Genomic DNA, 20,092 nt, shown 5'->3' on the forward strand with positions numbered 1-20,092 from the left:
GATGACAATCGTCACGCTTTTGTGTTTTTGCTTATAAAATTTAGAGTGACATAGATCGCTTTTTATTTTTTTAGAATAGTAAAATAAAAAACTGAAGTGATGAATCTCACACTATCAGCCTGGCCAATAATGATTCATCAAGTGATAAATATCACACTTGTATTTTTATTACGGATGAGTCGGATGCGTCGGGGACGGTACTCATAGAAAAGGCGCTAATTTCTTGAGCTTTTAAAAGTGGTTCCTAAGCCTTGCGCGACTTAGGAACTGAACTGTTTTAGCCCCGCTTGATCCCATGCCAATACACAGGCCAATGGTGCGGTTCACCGAGGTTATTAATTACTGCTGCAATGGTTACCAGTGCGACACTGCCTGCGAGTACTGGCGTAAATAAATAATCGATCCCTACCACCTGAGTCCCCGCTAGCATGATTACCAGTGGATTCGCTCCTGCTGGTGGATGGACGGCGCGACAGGCTTGCATCAACATAATTGCAAGGCCAACTGCTAGTGCGATCATCCAACTCTCACTTCCTACGCCATACAGCATCGCCAACCCCACACTGGCGGTCAGTAAGTGACCCACAATCACATTTCTCGGCTGCGCGAGTGGTGATTGAGGTGCTGCAAACAAAATCACACAGGTTGCGCCAAAGGGAGCCATCAGCCACGGCACGCCGGTGGTTTGATTCAGCACTGTTAAGGTGAGAATGCCAAAAAACCCACCCAGTAAGCCTTTTGTCAGTTGAATCCAAGTGGGTTTAGGCGGTAACGCACCGCCACCTTTTAATCGTTTCATGGTCGTTCCTTCAATGGTTGATTAAAGTGTACCGATCTGTACACGTTGTTTTAAAGAGTACAGATCGGTACACTTTATGGCAAGTCTTTTCTTGGAGAGCATGATGAGTAAGCGCGATCACATCTTGGCGGTGGCCGAGTCGTTATTTAATCAGTTTGGCTACACCGCAGTGGGTGTCGACAAAATCCGCGATGAAGCCGCGGTCTCGAAGACCTCGATGTATCGCCACTTTGGTGCTAAGTCGGCTTTGATTGAGGCGGTGCTTCAAGCGCGTCATGCAAGGTTCGAGCAAGGGCTACAGCAGGCTATTAATGCACATCAGGATAAAGAAGCCCAATTGACGGCACTCCTCGATTGGCATCTGGCGTGGTTTAAACAAGACGACTTCAAAGGCTGTATGTTCATGCACGCGATTGGAGAATTTAAGAGCAGTACAGACAGCCAAATTACAGAGATTGCCAAAGCGCATAAGCGCAAAATTCGCAATATGATTGAAGGTATCGTCGAGTCTGAGGATGTTGACATCGTGATGACGCTATTAGAAGGGCTGATCGTTCGCGCCGAATTTGGTGAGATACCCAGTCGTGCGTCATGTCTTGCGATAGTAAAGCATATCTCGAGTGCATAGCCATCGATATATAGTGACAGTGTCACTTGCTGTACATGGACGATGCTTCTTCTGTCTTCTAATCTCTAAGAGTGCAAAGACAATCTGAGGTAGCACTGTGACGAGATGGTGGATATTAATGCTTTGCTGGTTGCCGTTGAGTGCACTGGCAAACACACTCACTGTTGCATATCGCGATCATACGGGTGCAATGTCATCCGCGACCAAAGCGATCGTCGAGCGGGTTTTTGACTCGATGGACCCACAAATCGAACTCGCTTGGATAGAAATGCCGTTAGCGCGGGCTGAGAACGCACTTGCTAAAGGGATCATTGATATTGATTTTGGGCGCACGCGGTTGGTCTATCAGGACACGCCTCAGGCGCTTTATCCTCGTGAATCACTGTTTTCCGTCGATTATCATCTGTTCGGGCATACATATGTTGGTAATCCTCAAGACTATCAACGTGTAGTGGGGGTGATTGGTGACCAAGTAGCACAAATGATTGCGGATAAGTACCAGTGGGAAGTTGTCGATGCGAGGAGTGAACGCGCAGCGTTGAATATGGTCAATAGCAATCGGGTACAAGCCATGGTGGCTTATGTGGGCGTGGCAAGCATTATTGAAAAAGAGCAACTAGCTAATGTGCGCATGGGGGATAACCCTATCGAGTCCATCCCCATCTATTTGGCGATTCATCAGCGGCATCAGGCACTTCTTGGACGATTGGACGCCAGCATAGGTAAAATGAAAAAGAGCGGTGAAATGGCTGCTTTACTCGAGAAACATGGCGCCACTCATTGAGACGCGTTTTCTATCCGCAGTTTTTGCTCGCGCACTTTACGTCGCAATAGTTCTGTATAAATCGGTTGTCCGCCCAGCAACTGTGCGACCAAGGTGGCACCGAGGGTGGTGATGATTAACGGTAAAATCAGATAGTAGTTATTGGTCATTTCTATCACCAATAAAATCCCGGTAATCGGCGCGCGTACCGTGGCCGCAAATAAGGCACCCATGCCGGCAATGGCAAACATCCCCGGCTCTATGCCCATTTCGGGGTACATATTGGCAACCACCAACCCATAAACAGTGCCTAACAAGGTGCCTAGCGCCAGCATAGGCGCAAAGATGCCGCCAGGCGCACCAGAGCTAAAGCAAATCACCGTCAGTAATGTGCGCGCCATAAAGATAAACAGCAGGGCACTGATTGAGTAATTGAGGGTGACGAAGTCCGGCACCAAGTTAATGCCACCGTGGGTCAGCTCAGGGGCGTAGACAAGTAGCAGACCAAAAAAGCCGCCTAACGTGGCACCCACAAGCCAAATCCGTGTTTGGCTTTTTTGATAAAAGCGCTGGAAAAAATCCTGAAAGCGAATAATCAAAAAGTTGAACAGCACGCCAAACACGCCGAAGCAACAACCGAGGGCGAGAAAGAACCAAAGCGAGATCAATGGCGGCGTTTCATATTGCGGCAGCACAATCACTGCGTTTTGGCCATTGATATAGCGAAAAACAATGTCCGCGACAATCGCGGCGATAATCACCGCTTTAATTGAAATCAGGGTATAGCGAAATTGCGGTCGCATTTCCTCAACCACAAACATGATCGCGGCCAGCGGCGCGTTAAAAGCGGCCGCCAGCCCGGCTGCGGCACCAGAGGCGAGCAGTGTTTGATTGCTGTTTCTGTCTTTGATGCGGCAGGTGTCGGTGACCATTCGGCCAATATTGGCACCAATTTGCACGCTTGGACCTTCGCGGCCGAGAATCATCCCCGAGCCTAACGCACCTAAGCCGCCAAAAAATTTCACTGGGATAACCCGCCACCACCGTGTGGGGCGAATGCCTTCCATCGCGCCTTCAACTTCTGGGATCCCAGAACCTGCCGCTTCAGGGGCAAAACGATGAACAAGCCAATAGCCGACCAAGGCGAGTCCTGCGCTAATGAGAAACGCGAGTACGCCTAGTGGGAGCATCGAGCTGATATTGCTGTCTAGCCAGTCGGTTCTGGATTGAGACAGTGAATGGATGGCGAGTTCGAAAAGGGTGACTACCACGCCGCCTAAAAAGCCAATGACTACCGCGAGTAAAAGGATAGAAACGGGCGTTTTATCGCGAGACCATAATTTATCAAAGAAAACACTAGATTTGTAAAAAATGGCTCTCTTCTTGCCTGTTTTACTTACAATTTTCATCTGTGTGAACGCAAAGTGTGAAAAGAAAAGTGACGATGTACGGTGGCACGACTTCCTACGCCAACATCGTGCTGGGAACGTCCTGTTCCCTGAGAGAACGCATTTATACTACGCCAATTAACGCAACATGCAAGCGCTTGACCGATGCCTCATTGTCTAGTGATAAAGACAAAATCCGCGGGAGTAAGCGATACATTAACGAGACAGCCGTAAGCGAACATTTTTATACGTTTAACCGGTGTGCACCGTATTAACAGTCAGCGTATCAGCTTTGTCAGCGCCAATAATTGATTTGAATTAGATCACAGTTTGTTGCAGTGAAAATGTCCGCAGACGCTACATCAGATTGGTAACCGTGATGCGGCCATGCCAAAGCAGCAAAGGCATGGCCATCGTCATTAGGTAAGCGGAGCGTCATTAACCATTAAGGGCGGCTAGGTTATCGCCGATATCGATTAAGCGATCCAAAATACGCTCGCCATCGACGCCAATGCCGTTGTGCTCGTACTCGTTGGTCATCCACGCTTGGCTGTTAGCAATCTTCGCCAAGGTTTGGCGGGAATAATCGAACTCGACAAACATATCGTCCACATAGGTGGCACAGGCGAGCGGCACCGTGTTGTGCTTGAGTACCTCGAGATCATAAAGCGCTGGCCAATCGGTTTTTTCCGCCAGTAGCATGGCGGCGTCTTTGAGTGGTTTGAGCGTGGCGAGTTGGTCAAACATCCACGGATAGACCATTTCTCCGGTAAATCGAAACGGCTGATCGGGCTGATAGTGGAACTGCGGGAACTGATCGCGTACCCGATGGGCTGACCACTGCGAGGCCTGCTGCTGGCAGTAAATCGATTCATGCAAAATAGCGTAAAACGGGTTGGTTAAATACCCTTGCTCTGCCTGCATCGCATCAAGGAATGGATAACTGAGCACACGCTCGCCATTCACCTCAATAAACGCACGTTCCAGCAAATAATAAAGCGGCAGCCCAGCATGGCCGCGGCCAAGGTTCAGGCCAATGGTTTGGAACTGCTCCACCGTAAACGGCTGACCGTTTGGCAGCGTCACCGCGTTGTTTTGCAAATACAGGGCAATCTCGTGACAGCGGGCTTGTGCGTCCGGGAATTGGGCGAAAAACTGCTGGTTTTTATCTTCCACGCGCTGATAGGTTTTTTGATACACCGCATCGGCATGTCCCTCAATCGGTGGAATGCCACCGGTGACAAACGCGCGCGATAGCGATTGCGGGAACAACGACAAATAGGTAAGGGCACAAAACCCACCAAAGCTTTGCCCGAGGATCGCCCATTGCTTGATGCCTAACGCCTCACGTAAGCACTCGGCGTCTTTCACGATGCTATCGGCACGAAAATGGCTCAGATAGTCAGCTTGCTCCGCAGGCGTGAGATGGGCAAGCGTTTGGTGATTCACCGGCGAGCTTAAGCCCGTGCCGCGTTGATCGAGCAGCAATACACGGTAATCGTCTAGTGCCCGTTTTAACCAACCGCTCGCCCCATTAGGGCGAGGTGACTCCATGCCAGGACCACCTTGGAAATACACCAGCCAAGGTAAGTCTTGTTCATTTTTACGCGTATCCACCACTTCGCGGGCGAAAATCGAGATTGAGGGGCTGTCAGCGTCACTATGGTCCAGCGGTACATCAACATGATGGCTGCGATAACGGAGGTGGCGATCCCACAGGTCTTGCATGGTAATTCCTTTACAAACAGAAAGATGACGGACGCTAGATTACCAGAGATGGCGGGGAGCAGCGAGCACGTTTCCCTCAGCCAGCCTGTCACTTTTTTGTGATGCACATCACCTTTCTATTTACTTAGCCTGCTAACTATTTTATAGTGTCTACCTGGCATTACTTAGCCTGCTAAGTATTTTCACGATGGAAGGAAGACACGATGACATCGCCCAATCCCGAACACATGTCTATTGCTGAGCACTTAGGACGCACGGCGCGATTATGGCGCCGTGTGGCGAATTCAGAGCTTGAACCTTTGGGGCTGAGCTATCCGCGCTGGAGTGCGCTTTGGATGTTGTGCCGGCTGGGGGATGGCATCAGCCAAAGTGAATTGGCACTGGCGTTGGAAATTGAACTGGGCTCGTTAATGCGCACCTTGAAGCATTTGGAAGCGCAAGGGCTGATCACACGGCGCTGCTCGCCCGAGGATAAGCGCACCCGTACCGTGCATGTCACCGACAGTGGCAGTGAGCTCATGTCTCGCATCGAAGCGCGAGTGTTGCGGGTGCGCAAGCATTTGCTCTCGGGTATCGCACCTGAAGATTTTGACGCCCTTGAGCGGGTGTTGGTCACTATTAATCAAAATGCGATGGACTATACCGCTACCACCGCAGACGACCACGGCACTGAACAATAAGTAATAGAGGTAAGAAGTACGAATGACACCGGATGAAAAATTTGCGCGTTGGGTAAAAGTCGCCGCCCTCAGTTTTGTGTTGATCTTTGGCTACTTTTTGGCGGCCGATAACCTGATGCCACTAACGCCTCACGCCATGGTGACACGCACCGTGACCAAAGTCGCACCACAGGTGAGCGGGCCGGTTAGTGCCTTGGCAGTAGAAAACAACCAGCGTGTTCAAAAAGGCGATGTCCTATTTGAAATTGAACGTGCGCCTTATCGCATTGCGGTCGACCAAGCCAAACTCGCTCTGGCTCAGGCGAGACAAACGAACGCCCAGTTGGATGCCTCACTGATGGCCGCGCGGCAAGATGTCTCAGCATTGGCGTCGGTCTTGGCGCAAAAAGCGCGTGAAGCAAAACGCTTAAAAGCCTTGTTTGCCAAAAATGGTGTCTCCCAGCAGCAGCGTGATGATGCAATCAGCGCCGCTAATACCGCTCGGGCCAAATGGGAAGCGGCGAAAGCGCGTGTTAGTGCGCTTCAAATTCAACGGGGTGGTGACGGTGCCAGCAATATCGCTGAACAAGTGGCGCTGAGCAAATTAAAAAGCGCCCAGCTTAACCAATCCTATACCACTGTTAGAGCCAGCCATGATGGGGTGGTGACTAATTTGCAGCTGGATGTGGGGGCTTATGCCAGTGCGGGTAAACCGCTGATGGCCTTGGTGTCTGAGCGCGCCGATGTGATTGCCGATTTTCGTGAAAAAAGTGTGCGCGATGTACAGACGGGCACCGCAGTGAATGTCACATTTGATAGCGAGCCGGGCAAACTATACGCGGGACACGTGAGCAGTGTTGATGCCGGAGTCAGTGCCGGACAAATCGACGCCAATGGTCAACTGGCGTCGCCTTCAAACTCCAACCGCTGGGTGCGTGATGCACAGCGAATGCGTTTACACATTCAACTCGACGAATGGCCTGATCACGCCTTGCCAACAGGCGCACGCGCCACGGTTCAGATAATGCCTGAAAGCGCGGTGACGCAGTGGCTAGCCCGTGCGCAAGTCGGCTTTTTGAGTATGCTGCACTACATCTACTAAGGGGAGCTGACGATGAGGTTATGGCATCACCCCTTAAGCGATAACGATGTGCGCCAGTGCGCGCGCATTGCCACAGGTGCGACGCTCGGTTTTGCGGTGTGTAAGTTTTTCGGTTTTAGCTTCGGGGTGTTTTTTACTGTCACGCCGATGTTGTTGCTTGGCCTTGTCCCAGTGATTAACGGTCGCGCGGCACGGCAATTGCTCGCCTCGGCGGTGATCAGTGGGATAGAGGTCGGGCTGCTAGGGGGATTGTTTGGTGCACACCCTGGGCTAATGACACCGCTGGTGTTTTTGCTTTTCACCTATAAGTTCGCCTGTATGTCCAAAGGGCGCTTTTTTCTCTTTGGCGCCAACAGCGTGTTAAGCCTCAGCATTATGCTGCACTTTGCCAGCTATCCCGATTTACCGATTAATACCTTAATTTTCGGTAACCTGGGCGCCAATGTGTTATCGGTCGCGGTGGCGTATCTAGTGACTTGGTTAATTCCCGATGTGACGCCGCGTCAGCCGCCTGCTGCACCGGCAGGGGGGAAACAATCACACCGGATGCGCCACGAAGCGCTGATGGGCGCGACCTTGGCGACGGTCTCGTTTTTCATCTTCCAGATATTTGACTTGCGCGATTCGATTTCAGCACAAGCCACCACTGTGTTGCTACTGTTTCCGATGCACTGGAATGGCTCGCTCAGCTATGCCCGAAAACGGGCGATAGGCACAGTGCTCGGCGTCGCCTACGGCATTGGCTGCCAAGTCATATTATATGATTGGTTTAACGTGCTGATTTTAGTGATCCCGCTGCTATGGATAGGCACCATGCTGTTTGCCAAGGCCCACTTAAAAGAGGCCGGTGGCTCAGGTGTGGGGTTTGGTGCCATGGCTACGCTTGGGATCTTATTCGGGCAATACTTAAGCCCCAACCAAGACTTCATGTATGATGCCTTATACAGAGTGAGTAGCAACTTGGTGGCGATTGTGCTCACCTTGATGTTGTGTTTTATGGTGCACAAGCTGCTTAATTGCTTTTCCGCGACCCGGTTTGGTGCCGCGTAAGCGTTTGAACTACTGAATATCTTCCTCGCTTTAGTCAATTGATAATGATTATTTTTGCGGTAAATATCCCATCCTAATTTGACTTTTGCGAGGTATCGCTTGTTTCTCCTCCGACCTGTCGCTATGCTCCTTGGCAGTTATGATGCACAGATAGGAAGTCAGCGAAGTGAAAAAACTCATCCTGATCGTGGTATGCGCCATGTTTGCCGTTGCGGCAATTGCCAGTATCACCGCAACCACCTTTATCTCGCATGACGAGATTGACAACATTATTCTCAAGCGCTCGAAAGCACAGGCTGAGCTCCTGGCCGATCGTGCTGAATACATTCTAGAAAACTCTTCCACCCCCACCGCCGATTTACAAGACATGGTGTCGGATCTTAAAGGTCGCGACGACATCAGCTATGCGGTGATGATTGATAAGAACATTAAAGCCATTGCCCACAGCGACACCCAAAAGCTTGGCAAGGTGTATAGCGATAACTATACCGTCGCGGGTGCTGGCCAAGGCCAACCGCAGCATTCGCGCTGGTATGCCGATGTGCAAGAGGTGTGGGTATACGACATCATGATGCCGGTTTATGTTGATGGCCGCCTGTGGGGCGCGTTTGATGTTGGCATCCCGATTACGGAGGTCGATGCCGCTGCTAACGGTATCGCCATTGCCCAGCTCACCGCAATTGGCTTGATTTTTATTGGCTGTACCCTGGTGTTAGTGTGGCTGTTGGGCCGTTTATTCGCGCCACTCAAAGGCCTCGAGCATGCGCTGACCGATATCTCCAAAGGCGACGGTGATTTAACGGTGCGCCTGCCGGTCAATGGTAACAACGAAATTACCCGGATTTCGGTGGCGTTTAATACCTTTGTGGAAAAAATCGACCAAATCATTGCCAATGTGGTGGAAACCGGCGAAGAGCTGGGGCGCTCGGCCGAATCGCTGCGTGATAAAGCGGCGCACTCGCTGAAACGTGGCGAGTCGCAAAGCGAACAAGCCTTGCTGGTGGTCACCTCAATGAACGAAATGATTGCTACCATTAATGAGATCTCACAAAGCGCCTCGAATGCGGCAGATTCAGCTTCGTCGGCCAACAGTGAAACCGAAGCCGGTAAGCAAACCTTGAGCGAAGCAACCGCGACGATTAACCAGCTCGACACTGAGATGGACAATATGTCGACGGTGATCACCTCGCTGGCTGAACGCACCCAATCGATTGTGTCGATTCTGGATGTGATCCGGGGGATTTCTGAGCAAACGAACTTGCTTGCCCTAAACGCAGCCATTGAGGCAGCGCGCGCGGGCGAAGCGGGACGTGGCTTTGCGGTGGTGGCTGACGAAGTGCGCAGCCTGGCGACCAAAACCTCGCAATCGACCGAAGAGATTCAATCGACCATCGATCAGCTTCAGCAAGAAGCGAAAAATGCGGTTGATGCCATGGATACCAGCAAAGCGCTGACTACCGAGGGCAACCGTGCTACTGAGCAAGCACTGACCGCACTGGAAAGCATTGCCACGCAAGTCAGCACCATCTTGGATATGAACACCCATGTGGCGACAGCGACCGAAGAACAATCGAGCGTGGCCAATGAAATCAACGTTAACATGGATACGGTTAATCAAGCGGCGCAAGCAGGGCTGGATGATAGCCACAGCCTTGAGGCGAGCAGCCAAGACTTGGCCGGTTTGGCGCGCACCTTGGACCACCATGTCGGGGCATTTAAAATCTCGGCAATTAAACCCACTGGGAACACATTGCGGGCAGCGCGCGACTAATTCAGCGTGTACCCCAGTAACCTTGATCGCCAGCCCTGTGCTGGCGATTTTTTGCGTAATCATTAAAAAAGTAGAGGTTACTAAACACCTGTCCGTAGCTGCTGGGCGGGTAAGTGCTCGGCAAGATATGCCAGCCAGGCGGCTATTTTGGGTTGCAATTGACGCCCACTTGGATACAGCGCCCAAATGCCCTCATCGTCTACCCGATAATCGGTTAATACTTCTTCTAACTCGCCGCTTGCCAACGCGGATTGCACGTAATAATGCGGCAGTTGCGCCAATCCTAAACCGTGCTTGGCGGCATTGAGCAAGGCGACGCCTGAATTGCAGCGCAACCGGCCTGATACGGTTAACGTGCGCATCTTGCCGCCGCTTTGGTAGTGCCAATGCTCGTTGGATCCCACTAAGCAGCTGTGATGACTGAGCGCACTGGGCGAGTCGGGGCGGCCATTTAAAGCCAAATAGCCTGGGCTGGCGCAGATGGTTAATTGCCGTGAGCCCAATCGCTTGGCTTTAAGGCTTGAGTCGGGCAAGTGGCCAATACGGATCGCGACATCGGTGCCGGTATCGGTCATATCCACTCGCCGATTCGTCAGATGTAAATCCACCGCCACTTGTGGATACGCCACCATAAATGGCGCGAGTAGTGGGGCGATATATTGCTCACCAAAGTTTACCGGTGCGGTGACACGAATTTGCCCCGCGGGTAAAGATTGAGCCTGGGTAATGGTTTGTTCGGCATCCACCAACGCCGCGATCAGCGGACGGCAACGCTGATAATAAAGTTCCCCCTCGTCGGTAAGTGACACTTTGCGGGTGGTTCGATGAAACAGCTTCACCCCCAAATACGCCTCGAGCGCAGCCACCCGGCGACTGACTGACACCACCGTGGTATCGAGTTTATTGGCCGCTTGGGTAAAGCTGCCATGCTCGGCGACGGATAAAAATTCGTTAAGTCCTTCCCAATGGGGCGCCATTGCTGTCTATCCTGTCATTATTCACCCATATACATTATTACGTGAGTGAAATAATAATTTTCAATTTTGCTGGATTATAACGAAAAGCAACTTAGCTAGTATAGCGTGACACGAATTACTCCCTTGAACTCAAAAGGATTCTGCAATGGCACTAACCATCAAGCCGGGACAAACCCACATTAAATCCAAAGCCGCCGTCGCATGGGGGCCAGGCCAACCACTGAAAATGGAAGAGGTTGACGTTGAACTGCCCAAGCCGGGCGAGGTGTTGGTCAGAATCGTCGCTACCGGTGTGTGCCATACCGATGCGTTCACCTTATCGGGCGACGACCCAGAAGGGGTATTTCCTTCCATTCTCGGCCATGAAGGCGGCGGGATCGTCGAAATGGTCGGCGAAGGCGTGACCAGTGTAGAAGTGGGCGACCATGTGATCCCGCTTTACACCGCCGAATGTGGCGAGTGTAAATTCTGCCGCTCGGGTAAAACCAACCTATGCGGTGCGGTGCGTGAAACCCAAGGCAAAGGCTTGATGCCAGACGGTACCTCACGCTTTTCGATTAACGGCGAGACCATTTTCCACTACATGGGCTGCTCGACCTTCTCCGAATACACGGTACTGCCCGAGATCTCTTTGGCGAAAGTGAGCAAAGCCGCACCGCTCGAAGAAGTCTGCCTGCTTGGCTGTGGCGTGACCACTGGCATGGGCGCGGTAATGAATACCGCCAAAGTAGAAAAAGGCGACACGGTGGCGATTTTCGGTTTAGGCGGTATTGGCCTATCCGCGGTGATTGGCGCGCGCATGGCCGGCGCGAGTCGCATCATCGGCATTGATATTAATGAGAGCAAATTCACCCTTGCCAAGCAATTGGGTGCCACTGATGTGATTAACCCGCAAGATTACGATCAGCCAATCCAACAAGTGATTGTGGAGATGACCGACGGCGGCGTTGATTATTCGTTCGAATGTATTGGCAATGTCGATGTGATGCGTCAAGCACTGGAATGCTGCCATAAAGGCTGGGGCGAGTCAGTGATCATTGGGGTTGCCGGTGCAGGCCAAGAGATTTCAACCCGTCCGTTCCAGTTGGTGACAGGGCGCGTTTGGAAAGGCTCGGCGTTTGGTGGCGTTAAAGGCCGCTCGGAGCTGCCCGGTATTGTCGAGCGCTACCTCGATGGTGAATTTGGCCTACAAGAATTTATTAGCTACACCATGGGCCTTGATGAAGTGAACCGTGCCTTTGACCTGATGCACGAGGGCAAAAGCATTCGCAGCGTGATCCACATGGATAAATAACAGGACGGCCGCCGTGGCAACGCGGCGGTAAAATAACCATGCAACTAGAAAAAATAAGCGAAAACAAAGTCGCAGGCGGTTGGCACCAACGTTGGCAACATGACTCTAGCGCCATCAACGGCAAAATGACGTTTGCGATCTTTCTGCCTGAGAAAGCGAAAAAACAACCCGTGCCGGTGCTTTATTGGCTCTCGGGCCTAACCTGCACCGACGAAAACTTTATGCAAAAGGCCGGCGCCTTTAAACAAGCTGCCACCTTGGGCATGGCGATTGTGGCACCGGACACCAGCCCGCGCGGCGATGACGTGGCGGATGCCAATCAATACGATCTCGGCCAAGGGGCGGGGTTTTATGTTAATGCCACCCAAGCGCCGTGGCAGTCGCACTACCAGATGTACGACTACGTTGCTTACGAACTGCCGGAGCTGATTGAATCGCACTTTGCGGTCAACAACCAGCGCGCGATTGCCGGACACAGCATGGGCGGCCACGGCGCGTTAGTGATTGGTTTGCGTAACCCATCACGCTACAGCAGCATTTCCGCGTTCAGCCCCATTTGTCATCCCACTGAGTGCCCGTGGGGCAAACAGGCCTTTAGCGCCTATTTAGGCGAAGACGAACAAACATGGCAGGCTTATGATGCCACCGTGTTGCTCGCCCAAGGCCCCACCGCCATGCCGATGCTGGTGGACCAAGGCGACAAAGACGGCTTTTTAGCCGAGCAGCTTAACCCGCAAGCCCTAAAGCAAGCGGCAGAGAAACACAACTCCCCGCTCACCTTGCGCATGCAACCCGGCTACGACCACAGCTACTTTTTCATCAGTACTTTTATTGATGAACACCTCGCTTTCCACGCCACCCGCTTTGCGCGGTAAGGCACAAACCACGTCGAGACCCCAAGCGGCCACCCAGGCCGCTTTTTTTTGCACCTATTTCACAAAACAAGGCTTGGCTAACACTTTGGACAATAGCGCACGAAAAGCAAAACAGCGCTTGATACACTAACCCGCAAAGTAGCCAATAAATGGCGTGTTAGGTGCCGACAACTGATCGGCGGTAGCGTGTGGCTAAACACTGGATGCTTAACCAGCTTATCGGCTAGATACAGGCAAAAGCGTGCACGTTTATCCGTGACAGATTCACACTATCCCAGAATGGATGATTACAAGAGTCTATAAGTCATGAAGTTACAGCTTGATACTTGGGGATAGTGTGAATGCCTGAGTTGAGATAGGCGGCATGCACACTTTCGCGGAAAAGAGATATACATGATATGCAATAAATTCTCTTTATAACAGTTATTTAGTAAGTTAAGAGTGCGTATAACGATTTTGGGTAACTGAGCACGCGCACTAATACAATGTTAAAACTCACTAGCAAGGACATAGCGTTGGAAGTATTCAAAAAAATTCTATTCTTCGATGTATTCCCCTTCTTATGTAGGCTGATTGCCGCTGCGCTAATTCTGTTGGCTTTCTACGCAATAGGGTTTCCACCGGAAAAAGAGTTAAATCCATCGGCAATTACCTTGCTTGTGTTTTCAGCATTCTTTTTCCTTTTGCCAATCGCCAAGAAGATGAGTATTGGGAAGCTTCTAACTTACGAAAAGGAAGTTGAAAAAGTAAAAACTGAAGTTAGTGAGTTCAAGGCAGAGACAAGAGAGTTTCTTGGCGTTTACAGTAATATGATCACCGCCATTTCAAATACAGTTAATCAAACCGTCAATGTCCACCTACCAGGTAAAGAGCAGGTTCGAGAGGCCAAGGAAGAACTTGATTCAACTCTAAAAGACAAAGAGTCTCAAGAAACTATGGAAGATGAGCTTGAGGCCTATCTCAATCAATCTGGGAATGATGTAAATTTTGCACTAGCCAGACTTCGTATGGAGTTAGAGAGGTCTCTCAGAGAGATTCTTGGCCGACGAACTCAAACTGCTAATCCTCTAGCTATGAAGTCAAAATATCTATCAGCAAGACAGCTATTTCGTGAGCTGGTATCACAGTATCCAGATTACAAAGGGTTACATAGCTCCTTTGATTACATTCTTAAAGTTTGTAATGCAGCAATTCATGGGCAGAAAATATCAGAAGGTCATGCACATGAAGCAATATACATGGGTCTAAAAATGCTTAAAGAGTTTGAGAATGTGGGGAATTAGTTTTAACAAGCGGCTGCTAGGGACTGCATTACGCTGCGCTCCATACAGCCCCAGAACCGAGCGTTATGCGTTTTATCAAAAATGGAGAATTTATGAGTCATTATTGGGTTGTTGGTGCATCTTGGGGCGGAACTGAGCATCAAGATACTAAGTTCCTTGAACAGGGCATATGGATGCTTGGTTGGGATGAAGAGTCTCAACCTGCGCAGTATAAAAATGCGTCACAAATCCAATCAGGTGATCGTATAGCGATCAAAAGAATGAAAGGTCGAGGTCAAACCGGCATCAAAATACTTCACCTTGGTATTGTAAAAGGGGTCATTCTTGATACTGACCGCGTTATATGCACTGTCGATTGGGTTGCGACAAACTTGGATCGTAATATTGAAGAAAGCCGAGGGTGCTTTAAATCAATTCACGGTCCGTTCGAAAAAGATGACTGGGTAGAAAAAGTCTTTTGCCTGTAATACCACACGCATAACAAACGCTTTAACCAAGGGATACAAAATAGTAGGCTTGCGCTCCTTCGTCACTAATTTTAGCCTGCTATTTTGCGCCGGTTAAGAGAGGCGTTATATTTCAAGGAGGTTCCGTGAGTGTTCCAAAGGATATTGCTAGGCAATATGACCGTTTTCACAAAGTCTCTCCGGATGAACTTGAAGATATCAATGGATTTGCTGAGTGGCTTGACGCTCTGTTACACGGTCCATGTTATGTCGAAGAATACGACGGCGAGCTGTGCTTAATAGAAACAAAGCAGCTCGTTGCAAAGATAAAGTCGTTAAAAATAGAAGTTTACTCTAATGAGCACCCACCTCCTCATTTCCATGTAAAGTCGCCAAATATTGACGCAAGTTTTGACATTGAAAACTGTGAAAAGCTAGAGGGTGAAATTAGTGGAAAAGATTATAAGGTAATTAAGTTTTGGCATTCAGAAGCCAAAGAGTTGTTAATCAAATCGTGGAGTGATACACGCCCTACAAATTGTATTGTTGGTGAGTATGTTGGCACATAACAAGCACCTAAACTCCGACAATGAAAAGTTGTCATGGTTTTGACAAACAACGTAAAAAGCCATGCCAACACATTGCGTGTTAGGCGGGCGTTAAGTTTTTTACAAAGGTGATTAATTGAAACACGGAATACTCTATCAGAAAAACGAAATTCCATCGTTTAAGTGTCCTTCTTGCAATGAAGGTGATATGCAGCCAGAGGGTGAGGCAAATTGTCGTGAAATGTCAGAATATAGTACAGGAGGAGATACGAGAGTACTGCTTAGTACAGATCTAATCTGTAATAATCATATCTGTGCTGAAGTGGGCTCTCTTGTTATGCAAGGAGAGTTTTATTGGGATCCCGAGGGTGGCAATGAGATGTTGTTTACTCCTATCTATGCCTATCCAGCTCCTAACATTTTTCCATTAAGTGAAAAGTACCCATACAAAATTAGACAGTTATTGGTACATGCTTTTACGTTGTTTTGGGTAGATTCTGATTCATGCGGAAATAAAGTTCGTGCTGCGTTAGAAGAACTATTAACTCAGTTAGGTATCGAGCAATATCAAGCTAAAAAAGGAGTGCCCATTTTAAGTGATAAAGGACATCCCAAACCAATTTCACTGCAAAGTCGCTTGAGAGAATATAGTAAGAAAGGAAAAATAGCGTGCAAATGTGCAAGTGCGTTAGAGGCTATAAAATGGTTAGGTAATGAGGCTAGTCACAGCAGTGGTGGTGTTTTCCAAAATACAGTTTATCAATCATTAATGGTTTTTGGAGCTGTTCTTGAGCAGATTTATTTGTGTAACCCCTTACCTGCCGACTTAGATTATTCAGTTGATAATCTTAACTTCTTCTACAGCCCACATATACAAGACGTACGCCCAAAGAAAGAAACTTAACACATATGAGCCCTTCTCTGGTCAGTAGGCAATAGCATTTTTTTGGCTGCGCTAGCAGCCAATGCTCTCGAACAACAAAGTCGTCTACTTAGTTCTGTCATTTCCGCCATTAAGTCATTACTTACGGCAAACACATATAGAAGGTCTCTTACTGCGGTCTCACCGCCGCCTGCCAATCATGTGACATATAGCTCGAAAGTGCATAGGTAGGCGCTGAGTCTGACACTTTTCTCGTTCCCACGCAGTAGCGAGGGAAAGGAAAAAACGCTATGTGAAACAAACCGTCAACTATGACCTAGTACAGGGAATTCGCTTTATGGACAAATTTAGGGCTCTTCAACAGCTTGGTGCAGGAGACTTTCGACATCTCAATGGGTCATTGGAATCGCATTTAAAAGGAACGGCGAGCCTTTTAGCCCGTTGGGGGAGCGCCGAGCTACTTCAAACAGCAGGCCTTTTTCATGCAGCGTATGGTACGGCGGGTTTCGATGAGAAAATGGTTTCACTGCAACAGCGTCAAGAAATCGCACAGGTGATTGGTCGGGAAGAAGAGGCATTAGTTTATTTATATTGTTCATGTGACCGAGACTATGTTTTTCCTCAGTTTGGTCAAAGGGCTGAGATAGAGTTTAAAGACAGGTTTAGTGGTTCATGTTTCAAACTTGAAGATAAAATCGCGAGGCTGTTTTGTGAGTTAACTGTCGCTAACGAACTAGAGCTAGTATATAGCAGCAACGACTTTAAACTTCAGCACGGCGCTGAGCTTTGGACGTTGTTTCAGAGCATGGACAGCTTTTTAAGCGATGAGGCTAGAAAGGCCTATAAGTCAGCTTTATCGGGTTTTGCATAATAACTCTTCGATACTAACATCAGCACACCACCCCCAACCACTGAACCAAACCGAACCACGTTCGTAATGGAGATCGTTGTTTTTAACCGACGCAGTATCTAACGGGGTGAGCGTGAATCAAATCAATCCAGCTAAGTTACGAAATAGCAAGTGGACGGCGGTTAAACCCATTAATCGTGAGAAGCACTTTTTGGTCTCCGACGTTGAGTATGATGAAGACGGAGTGGTGGTGTTATGCGTGCTTGAGTCGGTGCTGTCGAAAAAAGAATATCCTATTGACTGGCGTGAGCTCAAAAGTGACGAGAAGTGGCGTCAAGGGTGGAAGTGATACTAAAGGGAGGAGGCTATCCTCCCTTTTTTGATCTGTTCTGAACGTCACGCGTGGCGCGTGTTATTTCAAATGGAAGATTTGCTCTGTTTCTAGCGATGTCATCGCGCGTATCTGGCGCCAAATGTAGTAAAAGATGCCAAACATCATCAACATGCTAGGGATAGCAATCATTGGGTAGCTGTACAGCGTCATCTTGCCTAGCTCCTCGTTAAACGCGGGCGTGCCGGCAGGGCTGGTGACAATCCACGTGGCAAGGAAGTAGTTCATCGCCGATGAGAACACAAAGGTGCTGGCGAACAGATAGTTTGACCACATCAAACAGCGCTCAAAGGCAGCGGATTGCCCGCTCTCTTTTAACCGCTGATTGATCAACGAGAGATTGAGCACGGTGTCATTCAGAATTAACTTCTGCATCAGTGGGTAGCGGGTAAAGGTTGACCCTAACACCGCCAAGCCAATAATGCCGGGGATCAGCGCTTCTTTTAGGGCTAACCAACGGGTATCGAGCTCGAGTAGACCAATCCCACCTGTTAGTAATACGCTGATAAAACCCAGTGCTGCGATAAAATTGAATTTTTGGTTACGGACCAGATCCATCCCGCCGTAAGCGAGAGGGAAGGCCAAAGCGACGACCAGTGCCATGGCTGTACCTAGGTATTCATCGCCGCTCAACTTCATCAGGATGATCGAGGGGATGAAAACGTTGAACAGGATCTCAAACAAGGGACTCGGCTTTTTCGCGGTGGTATTGCTCATAATGTGTGACTAACTCTAGGTGATATCGGTGTCATTATACTCTGCCAAGCAGTGTTCATCGACCCGCAATCGATGTAAAGCACAAACGCGCATCGTTGTGTAACTATGTGTGAAACCCAAAGAAGCAATGCCAGTGAGTGGTTAGAGGTAACCCCCTCTTCAGGACCACTGGGCAATGCTTCTTTGCGAGAGCCCTGCCTTTATTCTCACATCCCCATCTACTCACCTAACACTGGCGCTTTTCAACGCATACCAATCCATCTGTTTTGGCAAAGGCGTGTCGTGGTGACCGCGTGTCAGTGCTAAAAAGGTTGCATCCACGGCGCTAAAGTAACGGCTGGTCATCGTCCACTGGCCGCCGGCGATAAAGAACTCCAATGAGCTGGTATCGGCGAGAACTTGTAGCGGTAACTCCTCCAACTGCTCAGGCAAGTGAATACAGCGGCGGGTATCGCCTTCTGTGGCGAGGCTTGCGCTTCTATCCAGTGTTAGGGTGCGGCTGTCACCGTTAATGGTGAGGGCACAACCGGATGAGGCTGGCGTCATCATGCCGCTGCGGCTGTGAAAATATAACGTGTATTGGCCGCTGGCTGGAATGGGCAGTGTGGTGTTGAGCTCAAACTGCTTGGTGCCTAAATCCACCGTGGTTGAGTGGCATTCGGTGTTAATCAGCAAAAGTTGCTGAGGGCCTCGTAAGCTTTGTAGCGCGGTAGCAGGGCGCTGATAAAGTTGCCCATTTTCCCAATGTAACTCGCGAGGACACGTCAACTGATGAAGCCAGTCGGCGGCGAGGCTAGGTTGGTTTGTTTCGTCTGGCAGGCCCATCCAAGCAATGAGCATGCGTTTATTGTCCGGGGTCTGCGCCGTCTGCGGGGCGTAAAAATCAAACCCATGATCCAGCACTTGCCAGTTATCAAGCGTGATGTCGTCCGCTTCTAGCGTGGCTTTGGCGTAACCATTGTGATGAGGAACATGATGATCGGGCGTTGGTGAAGGGCTGCCTTGTGGGCAGAGAATACAAACCCATTGCTCGTTTAATTGGAACAGATCCGGGCACTCCCACATATAACCATGCTCGCCCAAGCTATCACCGCTTAGTCCGTCATAGTGCCACGTAAGGCCATCGGTAGAGGAGTAGTGCGCCAGGCGACCTATTTTATCTTCACGTTGCGCACCCAGTAGCATCCGATATTTTTTGCCGTCGTGAATGACTTTGGGATCGCGAATATGCTCGGTCACGCCAGACGGTGGGGCATCAATCACTGGGCCGAGTTTTTCAAAGTGAATACCGTCGGTTGAGCGTGCCACACACTGGGTGGTTTGGCGCAAACGCTCGGGGCCAATGCGGGTGTTGCCAGTATAATAAAGCCAGAGGGCGTCATCCATCACCATGGCGTGGCCTGAAAATACCCCATGGCTGTCATACCAATCACTGGGAGTGAGGCAGAGCGGTGCGGTGTGCCATTGCACCCCATCAGGGCTGATGAGATGTACCCAGAATTTATCTTTGTGCTCACAGGCAAACGGGTACCACTGATAAAAAAGATGATAGTGGCCTTGAAAGTAAATAAATCCATTGGGGTCATTGAGCAGTCCTTGAGGGGGACTGATGTGCCAAGCAGGACGATGGAAATCAATGCTTTTAGTTGGTGAATAGCGAGGCGCGGCTTGTTCACGCAGGTTTTGGTCGATAAGGCGTCCCAGTGCAGCTAGCACCCCTTCATCGATTGGCTGATCAAGCGTGATTTGGCGCAGCGACACGTCAATCGCATGGATGGGTAAGGCGTCTTGATTGACACGCTCAAGCGCGCTGAGCTCAATGATCACCTTGTTTTGATGACGCAATACGCGACGTACATTGTCGGCGCCACCACATGCGTCAACCAGGCCTGTTGGGGTTATTTCCATCTATCCGTACCAATTTTATTTTCGGGAACGTT

20 protein-coding genes are annotated in these 20,092 nt (G+C 49.8%); 14 read left to right on the forward strand and 6 right to left on the reverse strand.

Features of this window, described 5'->3' with window-relative positions; genetic code table 11:
* Positions 1-277: 277 nt before the first annotated feature.
* The gene (locus BZG74_RS12485) at positions 278-799 is read right to left on the reverse strand and encodes an HPP family protein (protein WP_077772905.1); all 522 of its coding nucleotides are present in this window, start codon (positions 797-799) and stop codon (positions 278-280) included.
* 103 nt (positions 800-902) lie between these two features.
* Here BZG74_RS12485 and BZG74_RS12490 point away from each other — a divergent pair, with 103 nt between their 5' ends.
* Positions 903-1,427, forward strand: a complete 525-nt coding sequence (locus tag BZG74_RS12490) for a TetR/AcrR family transcriptional regulator (RefSeq protein WP_077772906.1) — start codon at positions 903-905, stop codon at positions 1,425-1,427.
* A 118-nt stretch (positions 1,428-1,545) separates the two neighbouring features.
* Complete coding sequence (locus BZG74_RS12495) at positions 1,546-2,211, forward strand: substrate-binding periplasmic protein (RefSeq protein WP_077772907.1); 666 nt, start codon at positions 1,546-1,548, stop codon at positions 2,209-2,211.
* Here BZG74_RS12495 and clcA read toward each other — a convergent pair.
* Together clcA and BZG74_RS12505 are read right to left on the reverse strand one after the other, a co-directional pair.
* Positions 2,205-3,599 carry a H(+)/Cl(-) exchange transporter ClcA gene (gene clcA / locus BZG74_RS12500; protein WP_077772908.1) on the reverse strand — a complete coding sequence of 465 codons (1,395 nt, stop codon included), beginning with the start codon at positions 3,597-3,599 and terminating at the stop codon, positions 2,205-2,207. The genes BZG74_RS12495 and clcA overlap by 7 nt on opposite strands.
* A gap of 417 nt (positions 3,600-4,016) precedes the next feature.
* Entirely contained in the window at positions 4,017-5,306 is a 1,290-nt protein-coding gene (locus BZG74_RS12505) for an alpha/beta fold hydrolase (RefSeq protein WP_077772909.1), read from the reverse strand.
* A gap of 203 nt (positions 5,307-5,509) precedes the next feature.
* On the opposite strand from BZG74_RS12505, the gene BZG74_RS12510 reads away from it, so the two are divergent.
* From BZG74_RS12510 to BZG74_RS12525, 4 genes are all read left to right on the forward strand, one after another.
* The gene (locus BZG74_RS12510) at positions 5,510-5,986 is read left to right on the forward strand and encodes a MarR family winged helix-turn-helix transcriptional regulator (RefSeq protein ID WP_077772910.1); all 477 of its coding nucleotides are present in this window, start codon (positions 5,510-5,512) and stop codon (positions 5,984-5,986) included.
* Between the two features lie 22 nt (positions 5,987-6,008).
* A complete protein-coding gene (locus BZG74_RS12515; protein ID WP_077772911.1) occupies positions 6,009-7,067 on the forward strand; it encodes an HlyD family secretion protein in 1,059 nt (352 codons plus the stop codon).
* Positions 7,068-7,079: 12 nt separating this feature from the next.
* Positions 7,080-8,117, forward strand: a complete 1,038-nt coding sequence (locus tag BZG74_RS12520) for a DUF2955 domain-containing protein (protein ID WP_077520664.1) — start codon at positions 7,080-7,082, stop codon at positions 8,115-8,117.
* A gap of 166 nt (positions 8,118-8,283) precedes the next feature.
* Positions 8,284-9,888: a methyl-accepting chemotaxis protein gene (locus BZG74_RS12525; RefSeq protein WP_077772912.1), complete on the forward strand. Its 1,605-nt coding sequence runs from the start codon at positions 8,284-8,286 to the stop codon at positions 9,886-9,888.
* 80 nt (positions 9,889-9,968) lie between these two features.
* Here the strand turns inward: BZG74_RS12525 and BZG74_RS12530 are convergent, their stop codons facing one another.
* A complete protein-coding gene (locus tag BZG74_RS12530; RefSeq protein WP_077772913.1) occupies positions 9,969-10,865 on the reverse strand; it encodes a LysR family transcriptional regulator in 897 nt (298 codons plus the stop codon).
* A 145-nt stretch (positions 10,866-11,010) separates the two neighbouring features.
* Here BZG74_RS12530 and BZG74_RS12535 point away from each other — a divergent pair, with 145 nt between their 5' ends.
* From BZG74_RS12535 to BZG74_RS12570, 8 genes are all read left to right on the forward strand, one after another.
* The gene (locus BZG74_RS12535) at positions 11,011-12,159 is read left to right on the forward strand and encodes an S-(hydroxymethyl)glutathione dehydrogenase/class III alcohol dehydrogenase (protein ID WP_077772914.1); all 1,149 of its coding nucleotides are present in this window, start codon (positions 11,011-11,013) and stop codon (positions 12,157-12,159) included.
* Between the two features lie 38 nt (positions 12,160-12,197).
* Positions 12,198-13,034, forward strand: coding sequence for an S-formylglutathione hydrolase (gene fghA, locus BZG74_RS12540; RefSeq protein WP_077772915.1), 837 nt, complete (start codon positions 12,198-12,200; stop codon positions 13,032-13,034).
* Between the two features lie 515 nt (positions 13,035-13,549).
* The gene (locus BZG74_RS12545; RefSeq protein ID WP_101494707.1) at positions 13,550-14,317 is read left to right on the forward strand and encodes a hypothetical protein; all 768 of its coding nucleotides are present in this window, start codon (positions 13,550-13,552) and stop codon (positions 14,315-14,317) included.
* Between the two features lie 92 nt (positions 14,318-14,409).
* Complete coding sequence (locus BZG74_RS12550; RefSeq protein ID WP_077772917.1) at positions 14,410-14,784, forward strand: hypothetical protein; 375 nt, start codon at positions 14,410-14,412, stop codon at positions 14,782-14,784.
* Positions 14,785-14,909: 125 nt separating this feature from the next.
* Complete coding sequence (locus BZG74_RS12555; protein WP_158020655.1) at positions 14,910-15,332, forward strand: DUF4160 domain-containing protein; 423 nt, start codon at positions 14,910-14,912, stop codon at positions 15,330-15,332.
* 115 nt (positions 15,333-15,447) lie between these two features.
* Positions 15,448-16,215, forward strand: coding sequence for a DUF4145 domain-containing protein (locus BZG74_RS12560; RefSeq protein WP_077772919.1), 768 nt, complete (start codon positions 15,448-15,450; stop codon positions 16,213-16,215).
* A gap of 316 nt (positions 16,216-16,531) precedes the next feature.
* Entirely contained in the window at positions 16,532-17,065 is a 534-nt protein-coding gene (locus BZG74_RS12565) for a DUF6817 domain-containing protein (RefSeq protein WP_077772958.1), read from the forward strand.
* 112 nt (positions 17,066-17,177) lie between these two features.
* Entirely contained in the window at positions 17,178-17,393 is a 216-nt protein-coding gene (locus tag BZG74_RS12570) for a TIGR02450 family Trp-rich protein (RefSeq protein ID WP_077458442.1), read from the forward strand.
* Positions 17,394-17,456: 63 nt separating this feature from the next.
* Here BZG74_RS12570 and BZG74_RS12575 read toward each other — a convergent pair whose 3' ends face one another.
* Entirely contained in the window at positions 17,457-18,152 is a 696-nt protein-coding gene (locus tag BZG74_RS12575; protein ID WP_077457203.1) for a VC0807 family protein, read from the reverse strand.
* Between the two features lie 222 nt (positions 18,153-18,374).
* The gene (locus tag BZG74_RS12580; protein WP_077772920.1) at positions 18,375-20,060 is read right to left on the reverse strand and encodes a glycoside hydrolase family 32 protein; all 1,686 of its coding nucleotides are present in this window, start codon (positions 20,058-20,060) and stop codon (positions 18,375-18,377) included.
* Positions 20,061-20,092 lie beyond the last annotated feature (32 nt).

The sequence above is a fragment of the Salinivibrio sharmensis genome, from assembly GCF_001995985.1.
In the GTDB taxonomy this organism is placed as follows: Bacteria; Pseudomonadota; Gammaproteobacteria; order Enterobacterales; family Vibrionaceae; genus Salinivibrio; species Salinivibrio sharmensis.